Origin of the sequence: Pseudomonas sp. PKS, from assembly GCF_051913525.1 — a bacterium.
Lineage (GTDB): Bacteria > Pseudomonadota > Gammaproteobacteria > Pseudomonadales > Pseudomonadaceae > Aquipseudomonas > Aquipseudomonas guariconensis_D.
The window spans coordinates 87,219-109,769 of the sequence record NZ_JBEGDO010000009.1 but is presented as its reverse complement, the minus strand read 5'-3'; the positions used below and the strand labels follow the sequence as shown (position 1 = coordinate 109,769).

The 22,551-nt window shown below is 56.8% G+C and carries 22 protein-coding genes and 2 pseudogenes; 5 read left to right on the top strand and 19 right to left on the bottom strand.

Features of this window, described 5'->3' with window-relative positions:
* The 16 genes from hisH (ABOA88_RS12050) to wbpA form a co-directional block, all read right to left on the bottom strand.
* On the bottom strand, positions 1–600 hold the full coding sequence (hisH, locus tag ABOA88_RS12050) for an imidazole glycerol phosphate synthase subunit HisH (protein WP_367851218.1): 600 nt from the start codon (positions 598–600) through the stop codon (positions 1–3).
* A 164-nt stretch (positions 601–764) separates the two neighbouring features.
* Complete coding sequence (locus ABOA88_RS12045) at positions 765–2,195, bottom strand: hypothetical protein (protein ID WP_367851155.1); 1,431 nt, start codon at positions 2,193–2,195, stop codon at positions 765–767.
* Positions 2,195–3,247, bottom strand: coding sequence for a pseudaminic acid synthase (gene pseI, locus ABOA88_RS12040; protein WP_367851154.1), 1,053 nt, complete (start codon positions 3,245–3,247; stop codon positions 2,195–2,197). The genes ABOA88_RS12045 and pseI overlap by 1 nt, the downstream gene beginning before the upstream one ends.
* Positions 3,244–4,761 (bottom strand): UDP-2,4-diacetamido-2,4,6-trideoxy-beta-L-altropyranose hydrolase, encoded by a 1,518-nt coding sequence (pseG, locus tag ABOA88_RS12035; RefSeq protein WP_367851153.1) that lies wholly within the window; start codon positions 4,759–4,761, stop codon positions 3,244–3,246. Before pseG ends, pseI begins: the two co-directional genes overlap by 4 nt.
* Entirely contained in the window at positions 4,758–5,540 is a 783-nt protein-coding gene (gene hisF, locus ABOA88_RS12030; RefSeq protein ID WP_367851152.1) for an imidazole glycerol phosphate synthase subunit HisF, read from the bottom strand. The genes pseG and hisF overlap by 4 nt, the downstream gene beginning before the upstream one ends.
* Positions 5,534–6,157 carry an imidazole glycerol phosphate synthase subunit HisH gene (gene hisH / locus ABOA88_RS12025; RefSeq protein ID WP_367851151.1) on the bottom strand — a complete coding sequence of 208 codons (624 nt, stop codon included), beginning with the start codon at positions 6,155–6,157 and terminating at the stop codon, positions 5,534–5,536. The genes hisF and hisH (ABOA88_RS12025) overlap by 7 nt, the downstream gene beginning before the upstream one ends.
* A complete protein-coding gene (locus ABOA88_RS12020; RefSeq protein WP_367851150.1) occupies positions 6,154–7,302 on the bottom strand; it encodes an N-acetyl sugar amidotransferase in 1,149 nt (382 codons plus the stop codon). The genes hisH (ABOA88_RS12025) and ABOA88_RS12020 overlap by 4 nt, the downstream gene beginning before the upstream one ends.
* 1 nt (position 7,303) lies before the next feature.
* Positions 7,304–7,936 carry a pseudaminic acid biosynthesis-associated methylase gene (locus ABOA88_RS12015; RefSeq protein WP_367851149.1) on the bottom strand — a complete coding sequence of 211 codons (633 nt, stop codon included), beginning with the start codon at positions 7,934–7,936 and terminating at the stop codon, positions 7,304–7,306.
* Positions 7,933–8,619 carry a pseudaminic acid cytidylyltransferase gene (pseF, locus tag ABOA88_RS12010; protein WP_367851148.1) on the bottom strand — a complete coding sequence of 229 codons (687 nt, stop codon included), beginning with the start codon at positions 8,617–8,619 and terminating at the stop codon, positions 7,933–7,935. Before pseF ends, ABOA88_RS12015 begins: the two co-directional genes overlap by 4 nt.
* Before the next feature lie 8 nt (positions 8,620–8,627).
* On the bottom strand, positions 8,628–9,767 hold the full coding sequence (gene pseC / locus ABOA88_RS12005) for a UDP-4-amino-4,6-dideoxy-N-acetyl-beta-L-altrosamine transaminase (RefSeq protein ID WP_367851147.1): 1,140 nt from the start codon (positions 9,765–9,767) through the stop codon (positions 8,628–8,630).
* 10 nt (positions 9,768–9,777) lie between these two features.
* Positions 9,778–10,320, bottom strand: coding sequence for an acyltransferase (locus tag ABOA88_RS12000; RefSeq protein WP_367851146.1), 543 nt, complete (start codon positions 10,318–10,320; stop codon positions 9,778–9,780).
* Positions 10,314–11,591, bottom strand: a complete 1,278-nt coding sequence (locus ABOA88_RS11995; protein WP_367851145.1) for a lipopolysaccharide biosynthesis protein — start codon at positions 11,589–11,591, stop codon at positions 10,314–10,316. Before ABOA88_RS11995 ends, ABOA88_RS12000 begins: the two co-directional genes overlap by 7 nt.
* Positions 11,588–12,697: a DegT/DnrJ/EryC1/StrS family aminotransferase gene (locus tag ABOA88_RS11990; RefSeq protein WP_367851144.1), complete on the bottom strand. Its 1,110-nt coding sequence runs from the start codon at positions 12,695–12,697 to the stop codon at positions 11,588–11,590. Before ABOA88_RS11990 ends, ABOA88_RS11995 begins: the two co-directional genes overlap by 4 nt.
* A 93-nt stretch (positions 12,698–12,790) precedes the next feature.
* Positions 12,791–13,366 carry a UDP-2-acetamido-3-amino-2,3-dideoxy-D-glucuronate N-acetyltransferase gene (wbpD, locus tag ABOA88_RS11985; protein ID WP_367851143.1) on the bottom strand — a complete coding sequence of 192 codons (576 nt, stop codon included), beginning with the start codon at positions 13,364–13,366 and terminating at the stop codon, positions 12,791–12,793.
* 7 nt (positions 13,367–13,373) lie between these two features.
* Entirely contained in the window at positions 13,374–14,324 is a 951-nt protein-coding gene (gene wbpB / locus ABOA88_RS11980; RefSeq protein WP_367851142.1) for a UDP-N-acetyl-2-amino-2-deoxy-D-glucuronate oxidase, read from the bottom strand.
* A 16-nt stretch (positions 14,325–14,340) separates the two neighbouring features.
* On the bottom strand, positions 14,341–15,654 hold the full coding sequence (gene wbpA / locus ABOA88_RS11975) for a UDP-N-acetyl-D-glucosamine 6-dehydrogenase (protein WP_367851141.1): 1,314 nt from the start codon (positions 15,652–15,654) through the stop codon (positions 14,341–14,343).
* A gap of 588 nt (positions 15,655–16,242) precedes the next feature.
* Between wbpA and ABOA88_RS11970 the strand changes: the two genes are divergently transcribed.
* Positions 16,243–17,088 (top strand): class I SAM-dependent methyltransferase, encoded by an 846-nt coding sequence (locus tag ABOA88_RS11970; RefSeq protein ID WP_367851140.1) that lies wholly within the window; start codon positions 16,243–16,245, stop codon positions 17,086–17,088.
* Positions 17,089–17,313: 225 nt separating this feature from the next.
* A pseudogene (locus tag ABOA88_RS11965) lies at positions 17,314–17,499 on the top strand (transposase domain-containing protein); the annotation flags it as partial.
* A 22-nt stretch (positions 17,500–17,521) separates the two neighbouring features.
* Here the strand turns inward: ABOA88_RS11965 and ABOA88_RS11960 are convergent.
* Positions 17,522–17,659 (bottom strand): annotated as a pseudogene (locus ABOA88_RS11960) (IS630 family transposase); the annotation flags it as partial.
* 160 nt (positions 17,660–17,819) lie between these two features.
* Between ABOA88_RS11960 and tnpB the strand changes: the two are divergent.
* From tnpB to ABOA88_RS11945, 3 genes are all read left to right on the top strand, one after another.
* The gene (gene tnpB, locus ABOA88_RS11955; RefSeq protein WP_367851139.1) at positions 17,820–18,179 is read left to right on the top strand and encodes an IS66 family insertion sequence element accessory protein TnpB; all 360 of its coding nucleotides are present in this window, start codon (positions 17,820–17,822) and stop codon (positions 18,177–18,179) included.
* Between the two features lie 18 nt (positions 18,180–18,197).
* Positions 18,198–19,730, top strand: coding sequence for an IS66 family transposase (gene tnpC / locus ABOA88_RS11950; protein WP_367851138.1), 1,533 nt, complete (start codon positions 18,198–18,200; stop codon positions 19,728–19,730).
* A 68-nt stretch (positions 19,731–19,798) separates the two neighbouring features.
* Positions 19,799–20,059 carry a DUF6429 family protein gene (locus ABOA88_RS11945; protein WP_367851137.1) on the top strand — a complete coding sequence of 87 codons (261 nt, stop codon included), beginning with the start codon at positions 19,799–19,801 and terminating at the stop codon, positions 20,057–20,059.
* A gap of 177 nt (positions 20,060–20,236) precedes the next feature.
* Here ABOA88_RS11945 and ABOA88_RS11940 read toward each other — a convergent pair whose 3' ends face one another.
* Together ABOA88_RS11940 and ABOA88_RS11935 are read right to left on the bottom strand one after the other, a co-directional pair.
* The gene (locus tag ABOA88_RS11940; protein WP_367851136.1) at positions 20,237–21,313 is read right to left on the bottom strand and encodes an acyltransferase family protein; all 1,077 of its coding nucleotides are present in this window, start codon (positions 21,311–21,313) and stop codon (positions 20,237–20,239) included.
* Between the two features lie 107 nt (positions 21,314–21,420).
* Positions 21,421–22,536 (bottom strand): glycosyltransferase, encoded by a 1,116-nt coding sequence (locus ABOA88_RS11935; RefSeq protein WP_367851135.1) that lies wholly within the window; start codon positions 22,534–22,536, stop codon positions 21,421–21,423.
* Between the last annotated feature and the right edge of the window lie 15 nt (positions 22,537–22,551).

Genomic DNA, 22,551 nt, shown 5'->3' with positions numbered 1-22,551 from the left:
TCAAACCTCCAGAAAATTTCGGAAAAGCGTCATGCCGAACCGATGGCTCTTCTCTGGATGGAACTGGAACCCCCAGATGTTCGCCCGGCGAAACGCCGCGACGAAGGTTTCGCCGTATTCACACTCGAGTAGCACATCTTCCGGATCGGCGCACTCGACCCGGTACGAATGCACGAAGTAGAAACGTCGCGGGCTGTCCTCGGGCGGCAGCAGCACATCGGCACGCATCTGGCGCACCTCGTTCCACCCCATGTGAGGCACCTTGAGCCCCGCCTGAGCCACACGAAAGCGTTTGACCTGGGCGTCGATCCAGCCAAGCCCAGGGGCCTGCCCTTCCTCGCTTCCACGGGTCAGCAACTGCATGCCCAGACAAACCCCCATGATAGGTACCTCGCGCTCGAACACCGCCTGCTCCAGCGGTGCCACCCACCCCCCCCCGCGCAGGTGCCCGATGCTGTGATCGAAAGCCCCCACGCCCGGCAAGATGAGTTTGCCAGCGTCGGCCAGTTGTTCGGGTGAACGAATGATCTGCGCCTCTCCGCCCACGTGCTGAATCATGTTGACGACCGAAGCGAGGTTGCCGCAGCCATAGTCAATCACAGAAATTTTTTGCACGACCAGTATTCACTATCGATTGAGGTTACTTCGCGTACAGGCCTGCGCTCTCGCACACACGGCCCATTGAAATAGCCAGGAAGAATACCCTGTTTTGGTCGACTTTGCCGCACCGCAGGGTAATAGCCAACAGCAACCGCGACGGACATTTAACGTGCGCGATAGAGGACCTGGTCGAGGTAATGCCGGTAATTGACAGCCCAGTCATTCGCCCAGATATCGTTTTGCACGACGGTTACTTGCGCGCCATTGGGTGCGGACATGGCCTCGACAAAACCTTTTGCATCCTCAAAGCCTGAGAACGGATGACTAGGATAGCTGAAGCGCGCCTTGGCGGTTTCCCAGAGTAATACCTTGCCCGCAACGCCAATAGCCTCGAACAACCCCGTCGAGACCTCTCCGGCCACGACATGCGCGGTGGCGAAGGAGCTATAGATATCCCGATTGGGATCAATGACAACGTCACCGGCCTGGCCTTGCGGAAATCGCCGATGGACCTCGGCACGCTCCAACGGATGAGGCCGCAGGACGACACGGTAGCGCCCGCGCAACAGAGCGGCAAGCTCGGTCGCCAACCCCAGATACAGGTCGAACTCGATGCCGTCACCCAGCAGAAGGATATCGCCCTGTACCGCTGCAGCTGAGGGCATTACCCGTCGTTGCTCGGTGTAATGGGGATGGCCGATCACCCACTTTTCCACCGGCACATTGATCTGCGCGTTCCACCAAGCGCCATAACCAAGAAAATCATGCGGCAGGCAGTTCTTGTACGCTTCGCTGTCTCGCAGCAAGGGCGCATAGCAATAGGCGTCGTGACCACCGGACACCATGCCATGTTGTGGTTCAGCCACGCGTATACCCATCTCGCGCGCGACCTGGTTGAGCGGCGAGAAATCGCCATAGCAGGCTTGCTCCATCAGCACCAGCCGCGGCCGGACCTTCTCCAACAAACGCCGGTAGGCATGGTGCATGACCGGCAACCGCGCGAGCTTGCGCGCCAGCATTCCCACCAGCATATCCATCGATGGCTCGGCGATGCTCAGGCCAAACAATTGCTGAGCCCGCTGCCGGGCATGTTGAAGCACCTCGCGAGCGGTCGACAGGTGGGTACCGCGCTGCAACAACCGGCCAGCCACAGTGATAGTGCCCTGCCAGGGCAACCAGTAGGAAACACGCTGATTCCAGCGCGGACTGGGTACATTCCAGTCCACCACACCTTCGACGGTGACTGTATCGGCTGCGGATGCCTCTACGAGGTAGTCGGTGATTCGATTGAACCAGAGGCCATCGCGCAGGAAGCTGCCCGCGCCCGTTGCGATCACCAGCACATCGCCACGCAGACCGCGATGGCTGAAATTGTGCCGCGCCACCTGAGAGAACGCCGCCAACGCCTGCCGACGCGGCACGGCCGGCACCGAAGCGATCAACGGCGCCTGCTGGTAGTAAAGATCGGAGATCAATTGGCGGAAAAACTGGTTACGCACCAACGGCCAGATCAACGCGCCGCTGCGGGTGCAGCGAAACGTCAGAAAGGTTGGGTCATTCTCAATCTCAAGGAGTTGCGCAAAGCTCGGTCGCACTAGATCAGATCCCAACTAATAGGGGTACCGCGCTTGATAAACTGCCTGGCCCGTTTACCGATCACCTGTTCGAAATACTTGGGGGGCAGCCCGAGACCAGGCCGAATGATGCGTACGTTGACCTGGGACAGCACTTCGCCTTCCGCGATGTCCTCGCTGGCGTAGATAGAGCGACGGAATACCCGGCTTTTCTCTTCCGCCGCGGTAGCGCCGTAGCTGACGCACCCCAGCGATTGCCACGCGCGCTCACTCTCAACGACCAGTTGGGCCATTTCGGCCGGTTCCATGGAAAAGGCGCTGTCGACCCCACCGTCAGCGCGGCAGAGGGTGAAATGCTTCTCCACCACCGTCGCCCCCAGGGCCACACTGGCCACGGATACACCGATGCCCATTGTATGATCGGACAGGCCCACTTCGCAGCCAAACAACTCGCGCAAGTGCGGGATGGTCAGAATGTTGGTGTTCTGTGGCGTCGCCGGGTAGGTACTAGTGCACTTGAGCAGGATAAGGTCCTTGCAACCAGCCTGACGCGCGGCGCGCACGGTGTCGTCCAACTCTGCCACGGAAGCCATGCCGGTGGAAATGATGAGCGGCTTGCCAGTGGCCGCCACGCGGCGGATCAGCGGCAAGTCGGTGTTCTCAAAGGAGGCAATCTTGTAACAAGGTACGTTCAGCGCCTCGAGGAAATCGACGGCCTTGTCATCGAACGGGGTACTGAACGGGATCATGCCCAGCTCCAGCGCACGGTCGAAGATCGGCTTGTGCCATTCCCACGGCGTGAACGCTTCGCCATAGAGCTTATACAGCGACGTACCTGCCCACAGGCTATTGGGGTCGCTGATATGGAACTCACCCTCATCCAAGTCCAGCGTCATGGAGTCCGCCGTGTAAGTCTGGATCTTCAGCGCATGGGCACCAGACCTTGCCGCTGCCTCAACGATTTCCAGGGCACGCTCCAGGGACTGATTGTGGTTGCCCGACATTTCGGCAATGACGAAAGGCGCATGACCCAGGCCGATCTGGCGATTTGCGATTTTGATTGATTCACTCATAAGTCACGCAGCTTCTTCGAAAATCGAGTGTTGTCGATGCCATAGCCTGCGGCCATGAACAATCCATTGGAGCGCCGATTGCTACCCTTGACCTGCGCATCTAGCCGGCACACTTCCGGGCGATGCTGGACGAGCCAGTCTTCGGCGCTTTGTAGCAGATCACTGCCGCGACAGCTCACGGTGGCGTCAGGCACAAGGTAGATGGAAACCTCAGCCGCACCGTCTTCTTCCAGGTCGAAACGCACGACCCCCACCGCTTCGCCACCCTGCTCGCCGATCAGCAGCGTACGCCGGATGTCCGCCAGCACTGCGGCAAACCAGCGCGAGTGATCCTCCCAGACAATTTCCGCGGTATTGCGTGAAACAGCCCGAATCGAAGGATGGTTGCGCCAGCGATGCAACGCTTCGGAGTCCTGCGGTCCAGCCAGGCGCATGCTGACCCCCGTACACCCCATCCGCGCAGCCAGACGCTGCACACCCAGACCATCCACCGTAGCCATTCCGGTCCTGGATATCAGCTCGCGCAGCGCAGCATTCTCTTGCAGGCTCTTCAGGTGCATTGCCAAGCTCGCCTGGAAGTCAGTACCTGGGGCCAGCATATAAACCAACCCTTCGCTCGCCGCATCGGCCAGTTGCCGTACCTGATTGTCAGCCGTGCTAACCGCCAGCGTCACAAGCCCAAGACTGCATCGCTCCCAGGTGGCCGTCCCCCCGGCTCCGATCGCCAGGTCGGCACGAACCATCAGTTCAGCCATCCGCGTGGTCTGCACATGACACCGATAACCCCGGCTCTGGCACAGGGCTTCAATCGCACTGCGCTGCGGATGCAGTGCACCGAGCACCACATCGACTTCAAGGCCCTCAGAGGCGACCGCTGGCAGTACCGCCAGCGCCTGACCGGTATGGTTATGTTGATCAGCACCACCGAAGAATACAAGGAGGCGCTGAACGCCCCCATCGCGGACGGAAATACTGGCACGCATGCGACTGAACTCGTCGCGTAGAAGCGCGAAGCGCGGCCCCAGCAACAGCTGACACCCAGCAGGCACCTTCCCGCCATAGCGCGCATGCATGTCGCGATACAGGTTCTGATCGAGCAGCAAGTCGCAATCGTGCCGACGGTCCGCCAGGTCATCGATCACCATTATCTTGCGCACAGCCGGACGCAGCGCAGACTCCCAGCGCCAGTCAAGTGCGTAATGGTCCACAACCAACCAGTCCAAGGCTTGACTCTGCAACGCCCTTAGACAATCGACGGCATCGGCATCCTGACTGCAACCCAGCCAAGCGGCATGCACCAGATCAGAATCGGGTGCCCCCTCCTCGCTTGGCGGTAGAGCGATTAGCGTGTGCCCACGGCTTTCCAGCAATTGCTGTAGCGGCAGAGGTAGCAGCCGACTCAGGAACACACAGCGCGCACCACGTTGGGCAAGGGTGTCGGCCAGGGTAAGACAACGCATGAAATGCCCCGTACCGACGTGCTGGCTGGCATCGACACGCAATGCGATATTCAAGACTCCACCGCCCCCACGAAATTGCGTCGCACCGGAATACCAGCGGCCTGCATCGCAGCCTTGGCCCCCGCAGGCGTCAATTCGGTGAAATGGAAGATGCTGGCGGCCGCCACGGCGGAAGCCCCGGCCTGCTGGACCACATCAATCATGTGCTGATAACTGCCCGCGCCTCCGGAGGCAATGACGGGGATATCCACTGCCCGGACAATGCGTTCCACCAAGGCCAGGTCGTATCCCCCGAGGGTTCCGTCACGATCGATGGACGTCAGCAGGATCTCGCCTGCGCCACGTGCCGCCAGCTCTCGCGCCCACTCCTCCACCTCACGGCCAGCATCCACGGTGCCTGCATGGCTGAAGCAACGGTAACCACCATCCTCCGTGCGCCTGACATCGATGCTGGCCACGACACATTGCGCTCCAAAGCGCGAGGCTACCGCATCGATCAGGGCAGGGTTTGCATAAGCGGCACTGTTGACGGCGATCTTGTCGGCACCGCTGTGCAACAACATCAACACCTGCTCCACACAGGTAATGCCGCCACCAACGGTCAACGGCACAGAACACTCTTCGGAGTAGTCGCACACCGAGTCATGGTCTGGCAGCTCACCCTCCTGCGTGGCAGTGATGTCCACCAGGATCAGTTCATCCACATCACGTGCGTTATAGACCTTGATCGCCGGCAACACCGGCCCAACCCGCCGCCAGCTGTCAAAGCCGGCCCCCTTCACCAGGCCCAACCCTTTCCAGAGCAGCGTAGGGATGACACGAACCTTCAGCATGGCGAATAGCTCAGGAAATTGCTAAGTACAAGTCGACCGGCTTTGGAGCTCTTCTCCGGATGGAACTGGCAGCCGAATATATGCTCCCGTCGCACCGCCGCTGTCAGGTCGACGCCATAAGGAACCGTTGCCAGCAAATGTTCAGGCTGGTCGGGAACAAAGGCATAGCTGTGGACAAAGTAGAAGTCCGAGGCATTCGGAATACCAGAGAAGAGCACGTCGTCATTAACCTGACAGGCTTCATTCCAGCCGACATGAGGTATGCGCAGCGTGCAGCCCAGCTCGTCCAGACGCCGCACCTGCCCGGGAATCATCCCCAGGCCAGGCGTGATGCCGTTCTCATGGCCTTCACTGGCCAGCAGTTGCATGCCCAGGCAGATCCCCAGAAGTGGCTTACCCTGCCCACCAACAACTTCCTTCAGTACTTCGGTCCAGCCACCGCGGTCGAGGTGGGCCATACCGTCCTGGAAAGCCCCCACTCCCGGCAACACGATACGATTCACGTCGTACAGAGCCGATGGATGATTGGCAATCACCGGCTCGGCCCCAAGGTCCTCGAAGGCCCGGCGGACCGAGCCCAGGTTGCCCACTCCATAGTTGATGATGGCGACTTTCATACGTTGTCGTGATTCAACTTCACCAGATTGCCATGACGATCCTTGACCAATGCACCGGAAGCATCCCGCTTGAAGATTTTCTTGTTGGTGAACCGGTCGCAGATCTTGATGAACTCATCTGTGGTCATTTCCAGCGGCTCGAGGATTTCCGCAATGGGCTTACCCAGGTAAGTCCAGGGGAACTTGCCATCGCGAGCCTTGACGATTTCGATGGCGTCCTGACGAGTAATCCGACCACGTCGCACATGCAGGCAGGCGATATCCGTAGCCCGGGAGAAACCGAACTTGAGGTATTTGAAGTAGTCGTGGATCCCCGTCTGGTGGTTGTCCAGGTTTTCGTAATTGACCATCGACCCTTCAACCGGCTCGTCGTAGGTCACGAAACCGTTGGCCTGGGCAATCAGGGTGTTGGACAACCCATCCCATGGCAGGTAGTGCCCGAGAAATAGTCCGGTCACGCCAACGCGCTGGAGTTCCTCGTCCGAAGGATACTGGTAAGGCAGCAGATGACGCTGTTCGATACCGTAGGTCTCGGACAGGTCGGATACACGCAGCCCCAGCAACCCACCGAACTCCTCCAGCCAGCGACGGGTAAGCGTGTTGTTTTCCGTGGCCGCTGCCGGCCCGCCATACTCGTTCTGCGAGTTTTCACCCCAGACGATCAGTGGCACGTTGTACTGGACAGCCGCGCGTACCGGAATCGTGAAGATCCCTACATGCTCGGGCCAGGAGATGTCGCCCACCTCGGTCAAACCTATGCGATTGAGCTTGGCCCGCACCAGCGGGTTGGGCGAAAACTCGACGTGATCTACACCCAGACGCTGTAGGTTCCTGATGTTCCTGCGGCCGATCTCGCTCAGATCACAGGTCGCCGATGTCACACACAGCGGGTTCAACCCCAACTGCAGCATACGGATGACTTGATAGGTGCTGTCCTTGCCGCCACTGACCGGAACAATGCAATCCCAGTTGCTGCCATGACGGCGATATTTCTCGAGCAAGGTCAGCAGTTCGTTCTTGCGCTGGTCCCAATCGACCTCCTTACGCTTTTCGTAGGAACGGCATGCATTACAGACACCTTCTTCGTCGATGTGCAGATCCGGCTTGGTGTGCGGCATCACGCAGCGAACGCAGTACTTCAGCATGTCAGACCCCTTTCTCCATCAGGAACCAGGTGATGTCATCCTGTGGGAAGGCCGGATCGCGGCGATAGGCGAAACCGTAGTCCAGCAGTTTCAAGTCGGGATATTTTTCCATCATCTCACCCGCAAAATCACGCTTGAACAGGCGGTCGGAGTGTCCGCGATAGGAAATGGCAACAGGCGCTGGATTGTAGTACTCGCATACCAGAACAAAGCGGCGGGAAGCGTTGTAGAGCTTCTCGTAAACCACCGGCAGCATGTCTGGATTGATATGGATGAGCACACCCTTGATGAGAGAAAGGTCGACCTGCTGATCCACCGGATAGTTGAAGATCGACCCTTGGTAGACGTTGTCCTGGCCAACATGTGTACGCAACTGCGCTGCGGCATCAGGATTGATCTCGACGCCATGCAGATCAATACCTGGGTAAAGTAGCTGCAAAGCACGCAGGTTCATACCGATGTTGGCACCGAACTCAATGCCCGATGTGATCCGGCCAGCCTGCTTGAGCGCCTTGGTGAAGAAGTTCAGGTTGGACGCCAGCAACTGCTGGCTGTCGTTGCGGCCGATGTACTCGGAACCGAACTCACCCGCCCAGAACTCTTCTTGCGGTGTCACAAAATCCGATGCACTCATTGTCTCTGGTCACTCATCAATTGTTTGAAAATCATTTCAGCGCGGATCCAATCGTCCTCGTCATCAATGTCCTGAACCCTCCAGCGCGGGATGGGAACCGGCATCGAATGCCGATCAAAAATCCTCACCCCTTTCCCCCAGGCATCAGGTCGCCCCCAATAAAACTGGCCGGCATCATGCATGGCGACGGGCAAATCCTGGGAGCGCGTCGAGAAAAACTCGGGGAACAGCATGCCGAGTCCACCTTCGGGCAATGCCTCAAAAGCGCGATAGACTGAAGGCGAAAACTCCGCAACTGAGAAAGCATATGCCCAATCACCCGATTGCAAAATATCCAGGCCTCGAACAAGGTCGTCGGCCTGGATCAGCGGTGCAGTAGCATAAATGCAGCAAACTGCCGTGACAGCCACACCCTGCTCTTCCAGCCAGCGCGTGGCATGGGCGATTACCTCAGTGGTCCCGGCATAGTCGTCGGACAGTTCGGGCGGGCGCACGAACGGGGCTTCCGCCCCCCAGGCACACGCCACTTCGGCGATTTCCTCATCGTCAGTGGTGACAATGATACGCTCGAACAACCCACTTTGCTGAGCGGCGAGAATAGACCAGGCGATCATCGGCCGCCCGCAGAACATTCTGATGTTCTTGCGTGGGATGCGCTTGCTACCACCCCGCGCAGGGATCACGGCCACCCTCAAGACAAGGCCTCACGCAACAACTGGACGACCGTACACTGCTCTTCATCGGTCAAGTCGTAGAACAGCGGCAGGCTGAAGGCTTCGGCGAAATAAGCCTCTGCCTCAGGGAAGTCACCGAGGTTGAATCCAAGGTTTCGGTAGTAGGGCTGTGTATGGACCGGGATGTAATGCACCTGCACCCATACATCAGCAGCGCGCAACTGCTTAAACACATCCAGGCGGCGCTCGGCGGGCACCCGGATCGGGTACAGATGCCAGGCCGACTCCTCACTGGCTTGCGGCAAGATGACGGGCAAGTCCGCGAGCAGGGCGTGATACTGGCGAACCAGTTGACGCCGACGTGCAATGAACTGGGGTAGGCGCTTGAGCTGGCTCGCCCCCAGCGCTGCCTGCAGATTTGTCATGCGGTAGTTGTAACCCAGCTCGATCTGCTGGTACTCCCATGGCCCCTGGGGAGTGCTGAGCAGGTCATCGCTATTCTGGGCGATGCCATGGCTGCGCAACCGAACCAAGCGCCGGGCAATAGCCAGGTCATTGGTCATCAGCATGCCGCCCTCCCCTGTGGTGATAATTTTCACCGGATGGAAACTGAACACCGCAATATCGCTGTACTGGCAGGCACCCACTGGCATCCCTTCGTGCTCGGCGCCGACTGCGTGCGAGGCATCCTCGATGACCCGGAAACCATACTCCTTGGCCAGCTCGGCGATAGCCCGCATGTCACAGCTGCGCCCGGCGAAGTGCACTGGAATGACCACCTTCGGCAAGCGTCCGGCCTGTCGTGCCGTCTGCAGCTTTTCTGCCAGGCGCACCACGCTCAGATTTAGTGTCTGCGGGTCGATATCGACAAAGTCGACATCGGCACCACAGTACCGAGCACAGTTGGCACTGGCGACGAACGTATTAGGACTGGTCCAGACAAGATCACCCGGGCCAACCTCCAGCGCAAGGCAAGCGATATGCAAAGCGCAGGTGGCATTGCTGACCGCTACCGAATGCCGGGCCCGGCATACCTCAGCTACCGCCTGCTCGAAGCTTGCAACGCCTGGCCCCTGAGTCAGCCACTCGGAATGCAACACCTCGACGACCGATGCAATATCGTCATCACTAATATTTTGCCGACCGTATGGAATCATAAGCCCTACATCACATGTCTTTACTATGGCTAGAAGTCGCACCCGGATCTGGCTGCCGCTTCTTCCTGATTAATTTTGCCGGTACACCGCCCCAAATTTCGTCAGGCGGGATATCTCGAGTGACTACGCTATTTGCCCCAACGACACTGTTTGCACCAACGGACACACCAGGGTTGATCAGCACGTTCGCACCAATCCAGCATGCGTCGCCGATTATCACATTGCCGCGTTTCGAAGGCACCGGCTTGATGCGAAAATCACTGTCCGGAAGCACGGACTCCGTGAAGATCCGGACGTTGGATGAAACATGACATCCGCCCCCCATCTGCACACGATGGCCAGACGAAGCGTGTACCGTGGAGTTTTCCCCGATGTAACTGTTCTCGCCAAGGCTTATGATGCCTTCGCCATAAAGCAAGATATTCTTGCCATTGAAACGGAATCCCGACGACACGTCGTAACGCGCTCGAAACGAAGAATAAATCGCCCGCCAGTAAAGTGCCGTCAGAGCCAATAGCCCCCTGACAAAAATTCGGTTCACGCGGCTCAGCATCCTGAAGCACTCCGTAACTTAAGCAGAGAGCGCCAAGGCAGAGGATAAACTCTCTGGGCGAGGAACCACGCCCCCGTAAACAACATGAACTGGACGGAAACATAGGCCCATGCGGCGCCAACAACACCGAACTGAACGACCAGCACCCAAGTCATCACGGCGCTCAAAAAGCCTATTGTTACTGTCAACTTTGCAATTAAGACCGTTCGCTCGAAGAAGAACAAAAAGCCCGCTATGGTGTAGTACATGCCGATGAAGGCATTGCCAAAGCCGATCAATTGCGCAATCAGCAACGAACCGGCGTACCGTTCACCAACAATGACTGGATAGAGGTACGGCAACAACGCGACATAGACGAGCGCAAACACCAGGAAACCAGCGAAGACCACGGCACATTGGCGCACTATGCGTAGATTAGATGACTCATTGCGTTTTTTCAGTTCCGAGAACAGATGCGGGCCAAACGCCTTAACAAACGCATCCGCGAGCAACCCCACGACCATGCCCATTTGTACTCCCACGGCATAGGCTCCCGTCTCACCGACGCCCAGCAAGTGGGTAACAATGAAACGATCACTCATTGCCATCACAACCCCGGCCACCGCATGAGGGATAAGCGGTACACCAAAGCGCAAGGCCGAGCGGAAATAATCTCGCGCCAGGCTCCATCGAATCAGCCGTCGCCGTTGCAGGCCATACAATCCTAGCGCCGCGAAGAGGAACACGGCCACCGTGATACCCAGCACCCGACCCTCCCAGTCCATGCCAAACAAGAAAATCAAGGCAAGTGACAGCGAGAGATTCAGTAATGTTTGCAATATCTGGAATATGCCATATCGCACTACTTCATTCCTGACCTGCCACATTACCAGGCGGATCTGAATGATAGACTGAGCGGCCGACACCAGTACTGCAATCAGCAACCAGTTCTCGGGAATTTCCGTTGTGCGGGCGATGGGGCCGGCCATCAGCCAGACAGCCATCAGCACAAGCGTTGTGCTGATGGCCAGTATGCTAAGACAGGCACCTACGAAGCGGGGGTGATCTGTCTCACTATCGAAGTAACGGACACTGACTGCACCATGCAGGCTCAACCCAGTGAACGCCGAGAATAGCCCTATCACGGTGGTGAACATGGCGACCATACCGTACTCCGCCGGCGCCAGGACCCTGGTAAGCACCGGGAGCAGTAAAAACGGAATGGCGCTGTTGATAACATTCGCCAGCGTATAGGTTGCCGCAGAGTTCAGCAGCCGCTTAACCCCACTCATGCCGTATGCCGCAATGCGTTTTGCAACGCGCCAACCACCTGTGCCTGTTGTTCCTCTGTCATGTCTGGCCCCATCGGCAAACTCAGTACGCGGCTACTCCAAGCCTCGGCAATCGGGAAGGCCCCCACCCCGTGGTTGAGATGCGCAAATACCGGTTGAAGGTGCAACGGCACAGGATAGTGCACAGCCGTGGGAATACCGAGCTCTTTGAGGGCGCTGGACAACGCCTCCCGGGAGTCGACCTGCAGAGTGTACTGAGCATACACACAGTTGCTTTCCGGCAGGACACAGGGCGTGAACACCTGCGGACAATGCTCGGCAATCAGGCGGTCGTACCGTGCCGCCACCTTGGAACGCTGCGCGACCTCCCAGTCGAACCGCTCGAGCTTGGCCAGCAGTACGGCAGCCTGCAGCGTATCAAGGCGACCATTGATACCGATTCGCGCATGGTGATAACGGCGGTCCTGACCATGAACACGAATCTCGCGCATGACCTTGGCCAACTGATCATCATTGGTAAACAACGCACCACCATCGCCGTAGGCTCCCAGCGGCTTGGATGGGAAGAAACTGGTGGAACCGATGGTGCTCAACGAGCAGGACCGGCGGCCTTTATAGGTGGCCCCAAAGGACTGCGCCGCATCCTCGATGACTGGCAAACCGTGCTTTTCAGCTACCGCGTTGATCGCGTCGAAATCCGGACACTGCCCATACAGGCTGACCGGCATGATCGCCCGAGTTCGCGAAGTAATGGCCGCCTCGATCCTTGCCGGATCGATATTGCCGGTACGCGGCTCAACGTCGACGAAAACCGGGATGGCGCCCAGCAAGGCGATCATTTCACCTGTGGCGATAAATGTGAATGGCGTGGTAATGACCTCATCGCCTCGCCCAACCCCCAGCGCCATCATGGCGATCAGAAGCGTGCAGGTGCCACTGCTTGCGCCGACGCAATGCTTGACACCTACATATTCTGCAAGACGTGACTCGAGCTCGATCACTTCCGGCCCCATGATGTATTGACCATGCTCGAGTACACGCTCGATACGCTGATTGATCAAATCCTTCAGATCGCGGTACTGGGTCTTGAGATCGATAAATTCCATAAAAATCTTCTTTTATAAGCAATTTGCGACAAACCTGACAACACACAGCCACGTCGCTCAATCCTGTGCCTGCCAATCGGTGCAGCAGCCCTACTACTCTCTGCTCAGCCGTTTGCCACTAAGGACGTATCGGGCCCCACTGTGCACACATGACGCAGATGCCTGCCCCTCAACAGGCAGATCCAGTTGCTCACCAAATTCGCTCATCCAGCCAATCTGCCTAGCGGGCACACCTACCATCAATGCATACGCTGGCACATCGCGATTGATCACCGCACCAGCCCCCACAAAGGCATATTCACCGATGGTCACACCACACACGATGGTGCAGTTGGCACCCAGAGTGGCACCTCTGCGTACCAGCGTGTCGCGGTACTCACTCTTGCGCTCGATCAACGAACGCGGATTGTAGACATTGGTGAACACCATGCTCGGCCCACAGAACACCCCCTCTTCCAGGGTCACATTGTCGTAGACAGAGACATTGTTCTGGATCTTGCAATTGTCGCCAATGACGACTTTGTTGCCAACGAAGACATTCTGCCCGAGAGATACCCCCCTCCCAATACGCGCGCCGGCACAGATATGGACAAAATGCCAGATGCGCGAACCATCACCAACCTGCGCACCGTCGTCGACGATGGCCGAAGCATGGACCTGGTAATTCATGCCGGCCTCAGCGCTGCAGCGTTTCAAGGAACGGGTGGCCTTCACCATCCCGTGGCGCAACGATCACGGCCGAACGGATGGTATTGACCGTTTCCACGCAATGGCGTGCGTCTTCAATACCATAACCACGACCTGCGAGGATTTCCTGGTAGCTCGTGGTGTGCAAATCGGTAAAGCCTTCGGAAAACTCCATCTCCTCCCCGTCCACAGTGATGGAGCGATAGGTAGGCTTCTTGCCCTTGACCGACTCAGGCAAGTCCTGCGCGTCGATCGACAGGAACCAGCGTACCCGAGCTTTTTCGTACTCCAGGTAACCAGCCGCCTTGTAGTCGTTAGCGAAGTGCACGACGTTACGCTGCAACTTGCCGAAAATGAAGTGCAGCATGTCGTAGAAATGCACACCGATATTGGTGGCCACACCAAACGACTTGCGCGAGTCGCCCTTCCAACTCTCCATGTACCACTTGCCGCGGGAGGTAATGTAGGTCAGCTCGACATCGTACTTGTCATTGCGCCGCTCCCGGGCGACCTTCCCCTTGAGATCGAGAATGGCCTGGTGGTGGCGCAGTTGCAGGATGTTGTATACCCGCTTGCCTGTCTCACGCTCCACCTGAGCCAACTCGTCGAGGATCGACGGCGTCGGCACCAACGGCTTTTCGCAGATCACGTCACAGCCCAAGCGCAGGCCCGCAGCAATATGTGCATGGTGCAGGTAGTTGGGCGAACAAACCGAGACATAATCCAGAGCTGTCGCGCTGTCGCGCTTGAGCTGCCAAGCGTGCTCGATAAAGCGCTCGAACTCTGTGAAGAATTCGCTCTGAGGCGAGAGGCTATCGATGATGCCGACTGAGTCATTGATATCGTAGGCCGATACCAGTTCGTTGGCCGTGTCCTTGATAGCACGCATATGACGAGGAGCGATGTAACCGGCAGCGCCGATGAGGGCAAAACGTTTCAAAGCAGCACTCCTGCAATCAGGCTTTGATGATATGGGCTTCTGGCACACGGTACTTGCCGCGGCTGTCGACGACCAGTCGAGCATGCTGACGGATCAGCTCATAATCGAACTTGTCGTGGTCGGTGGCCAGGACGACGGCATCGAACGAAGCAAGGCTTTCGGCAGTCAGTGCGACGCTGGACAGATCGAAATGGTGTTCACGCATTTTCGGGAAAACCGGCACGTGGGGGTCACTGTAGGCAACCAGGCACCCTTTGACCTCGAGCAGTTCCATGATCTCTACGGAGGGTGACTCGCGCATATCGTCGACGTTCTTCTTGTAGGCAATACCTAGCACTAGCACCTTGCTGCCCTTCAGTGCCTTGGCCTTGTCGTTCAAGCCGTCCATCAACTTGTTGACAACGTATTCCGGCATCGCCTGATTGACCTCGCCGGACAGCTCGATGAAACGGGTATGCAAGCCATACTCGCGCGCTTTCCAGGTCAGGTAGAACGGGTCGATCGGGATGCAATGCCCTCCCAGGCCAGGGCCGGGGTAGTAGGGGGTGAAGCCGAAGGGTTTGGTAGCCGCGGCATCGACGACTTCGAAGATGTCGATGCCCATGCGGTCAGCCACTACTTTCATTTCATTGACCAGACCGATGTTCACCGCGCGATGGATGTTCTCCAGCAGCTTGGTCATCTCGGCAGCCTTGGTCGAACTGACCGGCACAACCTGGTCGATCGCCTGCTCGTACAGCGCGATGCCGACATCAAGGCACGCAGGCGTATGACCACCGATCACCTTGGGAATGGTACGGGTCTCGAAATTGGGGTTGCCCGGGTCTTCACGCTCCGGCGAGTAGACGAGGAAGATGCTTTCGCCCACTTTCAGACCGCCCTGCTCGACACGTGGCAGCAGCTCTTCTTCGGTGGTACCTGGATAAGTAGTGCTTTCCAGCGAGACCACTTGGCCGGCACGCAGATAGGGCTTGATGGCTTCAGTGGTATTGATCACGAAGCTCATGTCCGGCTCGCGATACTTGTTCAGCGGCGTCGGCACGCAGAGAATCAGGGCGTCACATTCGGCAACACGTCGGAAATCACAGGTCGCCTCAAAACCACTGTCGCGGGCGGCACGAATGCGCGCGGCCGGGATATGCTCGATATAGCTCTCTCCGGCATTCAGACGAGTGGTCTTGGATTCATCGATATCAATACCCAGCACGCGATAACCAATGGCGTTATAACGCAACATCAGCGGAAGGCCTACGTAGCCCAGCCCGACAATACCTATCAGTGCCTCCCGCTCCTTGAATTTGGCGATGGATTCTCGCTTGGTAACCGACATATTGATGAAACTCCCCTTCTCTTAAAACTGAAACAGTTCAAGCACCAGCCAAGGCCGACCCTGTTTTCCGATGATGTCATCGTTCGCCAAAACCGGTATCGCTACTCGCCAAAAACTCGATAAAGCGACAGTACCTCAACCAAGCAGCGTCGCTGACCACGCCCTCAACACTGCATGGGATCCTCAGCAGCTTGGGACATAAGCAGGACATTATGCCCTTCCTGCGCCGGGAAGGCTTCTGAGAAATATGCAGCTGACGACTGGACAGGAGGCCACTCCTATGAAAGCACAGGCAAAATCCCCCTAGGCAGAAAGAACATTCATGGTTCCCCCGCTGCGAGGTGGGGCAAGGTTACCGTGGCATCTCCGGTGAGCAGCTCTTGCGGTGCTGATGGGACCGGTCTGATCACGCACCTCCTTGCCCTGGCAGGGCGAGCCTACGGGTCTATTCGCCCAATCGCTGACAAGCGCGACGGCGTCGGAATAGGCTGAAGTGAGAATTACTGGTAGTATCTAGCTAGAATTTGTGTCGTCAATGCTGCTAAAAATTCATGTCAAATGCAAAGTGTCAAGGATCAGGGAAGTTGTATGAAAAATGCTCTAATCTGCTTGAAAAGTGATATCAAATTTTTTGTAAAAAATGCTGCCGAAAATTATTTTGGCATTGAGATAAGGCGCGCCAAGCCAAAGACAACTTACGTGGGGACTAAAGTATCCAAAAGCGCGATCAAGAAGATGATCAAGGATAAGGGTTTTGCTGTTATTGATGGGCAGGCTTCATGGTTCTATACTGCGTATGAGCGAGGTGATCATGATCCGCTTACAAATTTCGCTCTTGACTACATCGTTAAAAACTTCCAGAAAGACGCCCGTGTGCTGGTGACGGGATGTGGAACAGGAATTATGGCTTTTCATCTTGAGGACCATGGATTCCATGGCGTCGGCGGATTCGACTATTTGCACGAGTGTGTGGATGTTGCCAATTCGATCGCTAAAATGGGAAATTACAAAGCCGAATTCTACCAGGCAGACGGGTTTGCTCCATCCTTCAATCATGAAGGTTATGATGTCATAACTGCCATGCACTGGGTCTTTTCTGCGTGGATGGGAAACTATGATAACGAACAACGCCATTCTGGCATCACTTCGGACGAGCTTCGAGAAAAACTGTTGACTGAATTCCTTGCGCCGTATGCGGGAAAATTGAATCCGGGTGGAGTAATCATTGTAGAATTGACCGACGCCGTCGCAGACTACCGCATCGCGTCAGACCACCCAATGGGAGACTACTCACCGAAAATCTACCCGATTCGGCACACTCCGAGTCAAGTAGAGAAGTGCGCCGCCTCTGTAGGTCTAAAAGTAATTCAGAAGAACCTTAGTGTCAGCTATGGCCACCAGCCTCGGGCACAGTACATCCTTCAGCGATCTTGATCCCGGCATTGTGCGAACGGGTGTCCAATGGGGCGCTCTGTAGTTGATCATGGTGCTTCGCCTCCAAGCTACTCAATGTGCCACAACGCGGAAGTCATGGATGACTATTTCCGAGCCCATCAGGTGCCTGCTCACAGGTCATCCACGGTTTCGGCCTGGTCGGCAATTAGCCAGGTTGCTCGCTCCTTTGTCAGGTAACCGATCCATAAACCCCACCTACCGCACCTAGGACGTAAGAACTGGCTCTTTGCAGGGTCACTTCGCAGTGGCAAACGCGCGGCTGCGACCATGAGTTTGATCCAGTCGGCTCGGAACAATGGACATGACCCATATGCCTATCTCAAACGCCTGCCGACGCAGCGGGCCAGTGAGATTGCGGAGCTGCTGCCGCATAGGTGGCGTCCGGCTTAGTCACGCAAGACGGGTTGGCCGGACTCTTACCCACATCCGTCACACTGGCGTGTGCTTGGCACTTGATCCACTTCTCGCTCTGCATTGAGAAAAAGCGCTCAACCAGATTCAACCATAAACCGAAGTCGGCGTGAAATGCACTATAGCGCGGGCGAGCTGCTCCACTGCCTCAGCAAGCAAGGCAGTTACCCGCGCCGCAACGATACTTGCTGTCGCGTTCAAGCGTACTGACAAAGTAAGCGCTCCATGAACCCCACATTCAAAGCGCCTACCTGATCCCCGATGCTGTGCTCCCGATTTCTTTCTGGAGCTCGCTGACCATGATGCGACCCGACGCCAAAGTCGAAAAAGTGTACCTCTACCCCAAGCCCGTCGACTTCCGAAAGTCCATCGATGGCCTGGCTGCGCTGGTCGAACTCGATATCAAGGTGGCGGTGTTCGACCCGGTGCTTTTCGTCTTCCTCAACAAGCCGCGCAACCGCGTGAAGATCCTGTATTGGGAGCGCAACGGCTTCTGCCTGTGGCTCAAACGCTTGGAGTCCGAACGTTTCAAAACCTCGCCCGATGTCACTGACGAAGCCATTGTCTTGACCGTCCAGGAACTGAACTGGCTACTCGACGGCTTCGACCGCTGGCGTAACCGTCCGCATCAGGTCTTGACCCCTCGTTTCGTCGCCTGATTCGGTATAATCCGCGGCATGATTTCCATGCCCGAAAACCTCCCTGACGATCCTGTTCTGCTCAAGCAACTGCTTGAGCAGATGATCAACGAGCGCGCGTCCGACAAGGGCAAGATCGTTCATCTCGAAGAGGAAGTTGCGCTGTTGCGCCAGCGCCTGTTCGGGCGCAAGACCGAGCAGACAGGCGATGTGGCGACGCCACAATTGCCGCTCTTCGACGAAGCGGAAAGCCTGGCAGAAACCTTGGATGAAGCTGACGACGAAGAAGTCGTTGCGCCGACCAAGCGCCGTGGCAAACGCAAGCCGCTGCCGGCTGATTTGCCGCGTATCGAAGTTGTCCACGAACTGCCCGAGCATGAACTGACTTGCGCTTGTGGCTGCCGCAAACATGCCATTGGTGAAGAAGTCAGCGAACAGCTTGAAATCGTCCCGATGCAGATTCGCGTCATCAAACATGTTCGCAAGGTTTATGGCTGCCGCGACTGCGAGTCAGCGCCCGTAACAGCGGACAAGCCTGCCCAGGTGATCGAGAAGAGCATGGCTAGCCCGAGTGTGCTGGCCATGCTGCTCACCACCAAATACGTAGACGGCCTACCGCTTCACCGCTTCGAAAAAGTGCTGGGGCGCCACGGTATCGATATCCCGCGCCAAACCCTGGCACGCTGGGCGATTCAATGCAGCGAGCACTTTCAGCCGCTGCTGAATCTGATGCGCGAAAGCCTGTTAAACAGTCGAATCATTCACTGTGATGAAACCCGTGTGCAGGTGTTGAAAGAGCCTGGCCGTGAGCCCAGCAGCCAATCCTGGATGTGGGTACAAACCGGCGGCCCACCTGATCGCCCGGTGATCCTTTTCGACTACGCCACTAGCCGAGCGCAGGAGGTGCCGACGCGCCTGCTGGATGGCTATCGCGGCTATGTCATGACCGACGACTACGCCGGTTACAACGCGCTGGCTGCACAGGACGGCGTGGAGCGGTTGGGCTGCTGGGCGCACGCACGTCGTAAGTTCGTCGAAGCGCAGAAAGTGCAGCCCAAGGGTAAAACTGGGCGGGCAGACATCGCACTGAATTTGATCAACAAGCTCTATGGCATCGAGCGCGACCTTAAGGAAGGCAGCGATGAAGATCGCAAGCTGGCCCGCCAAGCGCGCAGTCAACCAGTGCTGGCCCAGTTGAAAAGCTGGACAGAGAAAACGCAGCCCCAGGTCACGAGCCAGAATGCGTTGGGTAAAGCCATCGGCTATCTGGCCAGCAACTGGAGCAAGTTGGAACGCTACGTCGAGCAAGGAGACTTGCCGATCGACAATAACGCCGCCGAGCGCGCGATCCGCCCGTTTGTCATCGGCAGAAAGAACTGGTTGTTCAGTGACACGCCCAGAGGGGCGACGGCCAGTGCGCAACTTTACAGCCTGGTCGAGACGGCCAAAGCCAACGGCCAAGAGCCCTATGCGTGGCTGCGCCACGCACTGGAACGCCTGCCGCAGGCGTCCTCCGTGGAAGACTACGAAGCGCTGCTGCCGTGGAATTGCACGCCTAAAATACATAGTTAAGTGCTCCCCCCATCGTGGGTCAGATGGGGCCTACGAAGCGCTTGAAGGACAAGAGCGGGGTAACGACCATGGAATACGACGAAAAACTGATTGAAGACGCAGTGCTTGCCTTGTTGGCAGCCTATAGCTCCGACAAAGGTAACGCGTGGAAAGGATTTGACTTCGAGATCATGAATCGACTGCATGAACAGGGTTTCATCAGTGATCCAGTTAATAGAAACAAATCCATCTGGTTGACGGCGGAGGGGCTGGAGCGAGGCCGACAGCTAGCTGACCAGTTGTTCGGGTTAAAGACTCAAGCGGGGCAGGTGCCCGACTCGAATACCTGATTTCCCCGTCCTTCATGTAACGGGTGGGGTTTATGGATCGCTTACCCATGAATCACATACCGTCGATTGAAGATTACGAAACGCTGCCACCATGGAACCACAAGCCGGTAATACCACAGTAAACAGACTTGCACTAGGTGAGGTCTATGGATCGGCTACAGCAAGCTTCATATCACCCTAACGCCCACCACTGACAACCGCCACGAACCCCGGAAGACACCTCTGGAGTCGAGGGTACAGCCAGACAATTACTGAAATGATAAAAATCGGTAGTGCCAAGTATATCGTCAGGATCAGGATGGGAGACTCTGGGTGTAGCAGCCTATAGATCAGTTTCTTGCACACTGTCAGCAGCGGCTCATGCGCTGCATAGACAAAGAAGCTTGTCGCCCCCAGCCTCACCAAGCGATCCGTAAACACTTCCGAACGAATCACCAGCCCTGTCACCCAAAGCGCCGTAATCACCCCGAACAGAATGGCCAACTTATGAACGCCCTCACCTGAGGTGGTACCGCTCGCAACGGCGTCCAGCACTGCGAGTATTACGTAGACACAGGCAATTTTCAGACCTTGAGCATCCAGCGCAAACAGACTTTTTTTGCAAATTCCCAGCCTGGCCCCTAGGAAAAAAAACAAAAGCGCCTCAATAGAAGGGAGCGGCAAGGGCCAGATATCGGCAACCCACAGAGGGAGGAGCAATGCCAGAACCAACCAGAACAAGTGCCTGCCGACCAGATAAATCAGGGGAGAAACCAGCACCAGAACGATCAGGTCTCGCACGAACCAGAACTGATAAGCGATAGGCATCCGCCCGATTCCAAAAATAGCATTGATGATATCGAGAATACCAAGCTGAGAAATCAGAGAATTACGCCCTGAGAAAAAGCTTGCAGTTACGGGTATTGATTGCGCTACCGCCATCAGCGCAAGCATCATCAAATTCCAGAACACCAACGGAATGAACAACGTCCTGAGCCGTGAACTCAACTTTTGAGCATACCCGGCCAGCGAAACGTCGAACTTCAAAAAAAACAGGTAGCCCGACATCAGAAAGAACAGCGGAACCGCAATCCTGGCAACCCCTTGAGATAGAAAATTCCTGATAAAGTCGACAACTAGGCTCGAGCTTGCAATACCAACCTGCTCGGACTGGAATGCCACCGAAACGTCAAAGTTGTGGATAAATACAACCCCAACAATCAATGGAAACCGCAACATGTCCAACCGTAATGACTCTTCACGCGAAATCATCATGCCGTCTCAAAGTAGACCATCGTTTCAACACTCAGCCACCAGCGATACTTAAGAGAACAGGCGCTGCGCACTGTGGCTACCCAAACCGCAGCGCCGGCCCGCTGGCTTCATTTTCTCGGGCCGTCGTCCACCCAGTCAGGCTTCCGCAACCCTCCTTGCAACCAGCTATAGGCTTCATGGTAACGGCTGGCAATTCTGTGCCAGCTGTAATTTTCTGAAACCGACCGCGCGTTTTTAGCCATCGACAAGCGTTCAAACTCGGGCAACACAAGTGCAGCACGCAATGCCTGCTCAACCGCCTCGGCGCCTACTCCACAAATCCAGCCAGCGCCCTCTTCAGCTAGGTGCTGCCATGGGGTCTGATCAGTTGTAATAACCGGCAACCCTGCCACGAGCGCCTCTGCAACGACGATTCCGAAATTCTCACTGTGGGAAGGGAGAATGAAATAGTCTGCATCGCAATAAGCTTGCCACTTTGCCCGCCCATATAACGGCCCTTCCCATACAACCGTAGCGCTTATACCCAAGCGCGCTATCAGCCTTTCAATTTTCCGCTGATAGGCTGTGTCGGCGTATCCGACTATACGAAGCCTGAAACCGCGCTTATCCGGAATCCGGCTCCAGGCCTCCAGCAACTCCGGAACGCCCTTCCCTGGCGCAACTCGAGACAGAAACAACACAGTGCGTTGGTCCTGCTGACGAGTCATGCCCCGACCAGCCGCGTCAAGTGCTACCCCGTTCGGGATAACGGCTATGGGAGCACGGACACCCAGCCTGAGCACGTTACGCTTCTCCTGCTCGGAGTTCACGATGAGCAGATCCGCCTTTTCAAGAAGGCGCTTTTGATAAAGCGTCCACGCAATGGTCTTTTTCCAGCGCTTCTGCTTCATCGCCCATGGATCTAGCATCCCATGCGGACTGATCACAAGTTTCATATTGCGCTTCAACGCTTCACGGCATACACGCGTCTCAAACGGGAACCACAGCCCATGTACGTGGACCAGTCCGCCTGACCCCAGGTTTTGCAAGTCCTCCAAAGTGGAGTGAGAACGGCTTCCTGCCAGGTTCGACTCACCAAACTCATAGAGAATTCGATAATTCGCCCCCTCCTCCGACAAAGCCTGATGCAAAGGCAAAGCTACGCCCGCAACCCCCCCGCCATTCTTGCTGGCGTCCCGAACACATGTGAAGACCACGTGCTCACCGGAAACTGCATTACTCACGCGTTCTCTCCAGAC

Bases quoted from the DNA above. Each gene is read 5' to 3' on its own strand.
- wbpD (WP_367851143.1), bottom strand. From the start codon at position 13,366: ATGAATTACCAGGTCCATGCTTCGGCCATCGTCGACGACGGTGCGCAG.
- ABOA88_RS12015 (WP_367851149.1), bottom strand. From the start codon at position 7,936: ATGAGTGCATCGGATTTTGTGACACCGCAAGAAGAGTTCTGGGCGGGT.
- ABOA88_RS11940 (WP_367851136.1), bottom strand. From the start codon at position 21,313: ATGATGATTTCGCGTGAAGAGTCATTACGGTTGGACATGTTGCGGTTT.
- ABOA88_RS11945 (WP_367851137.1), top strand. From the start codon at position 19,799: ATGGAATACGACGAAAAACTGATTGAAGACGCAGTGCTTGCCTTGTTG.
- ABOA88_RS11995 (WP_367851145.1), bottom strand. From the start codon at position 11,591: ATGAGTGGGGTTAAGCGGCTGCTGAACTCTGCGGCAACCTATACGCTG.
- tnpC (WP_367851138.1), top strand. From the start codon at position 18,198: ATGATTTCCATGCCCGAAAACCTCCCTGACGATCCTGTTCTGCTCAAG.
- ABOA88_RS11970 (WP_367851140.1), top strand. From the start codon at position 16,243: ATGAAAAATGCTCTAATCTGCTTGAAAAGTGATATCAAATTTTTTGTA.
- hisF (WP_367851152.1), bottom strand. From the start codon at position 5,540: ATGCTGAAGGTTCGTGTCATCCCTACGCTGCTCTGGAAAGGGTTGGGC.
- ABOA88_RS12000 (WP_367851146.1), bottom strand. From the start codon at position 10,320: ATGCTGAGCCGCGTGAACCGAATTTTTGTCAGGGGGCTATTGGCTCTG.
- ABOA88_RS11990 (WP_367851144.1), bottom strand. From the start codon at position 12,697: ATGGAATTTATCGATCTCAAGACCCAGTACCGCGATCTGAAGGATTTG.
- wbpA (WP_367851141.1), bottom strand. From the start codon at position 15,654: ATGTCGGTTACCAAGCGAGAATCCATCGCCAAATTCAAGGAGCGGGAG.
- pseI (WP_367851154.1), bottom strand. From the start codon at position 3,247: ATGAGTGAATCAATCAAAATCGCAAATCGCCAGATCGGCCTGGGTCAT.
- pseC (WP_367851147.1), bottom strand. From the start codon at position 9,767: ATGATTCCATACGGTCGGCAAAATATTAGTGATGACGATATTGCATCG.
- ABOA88_RS12020 (WP_367851150.1), bottom strand. From the start codon at position 7,302: ATGCTGAAGTACTGCGTTCGCTGCGTGATGCCGCACACCAAGCCGGAT.
- tnpB (WP_367851139.1), top strand. From the start codon at position 17,820: ATGATGCGACCCGACGCCAAAGTCGAAAAAGTGTACCTCTACCCCAAG.
- hisH (WP_367851151.1), bottom strand. From the start codon at position 6,157: ATGAAAGTCGCCATCATCAACTATGGAGTGGGCAACCTGGGCTCGGTC.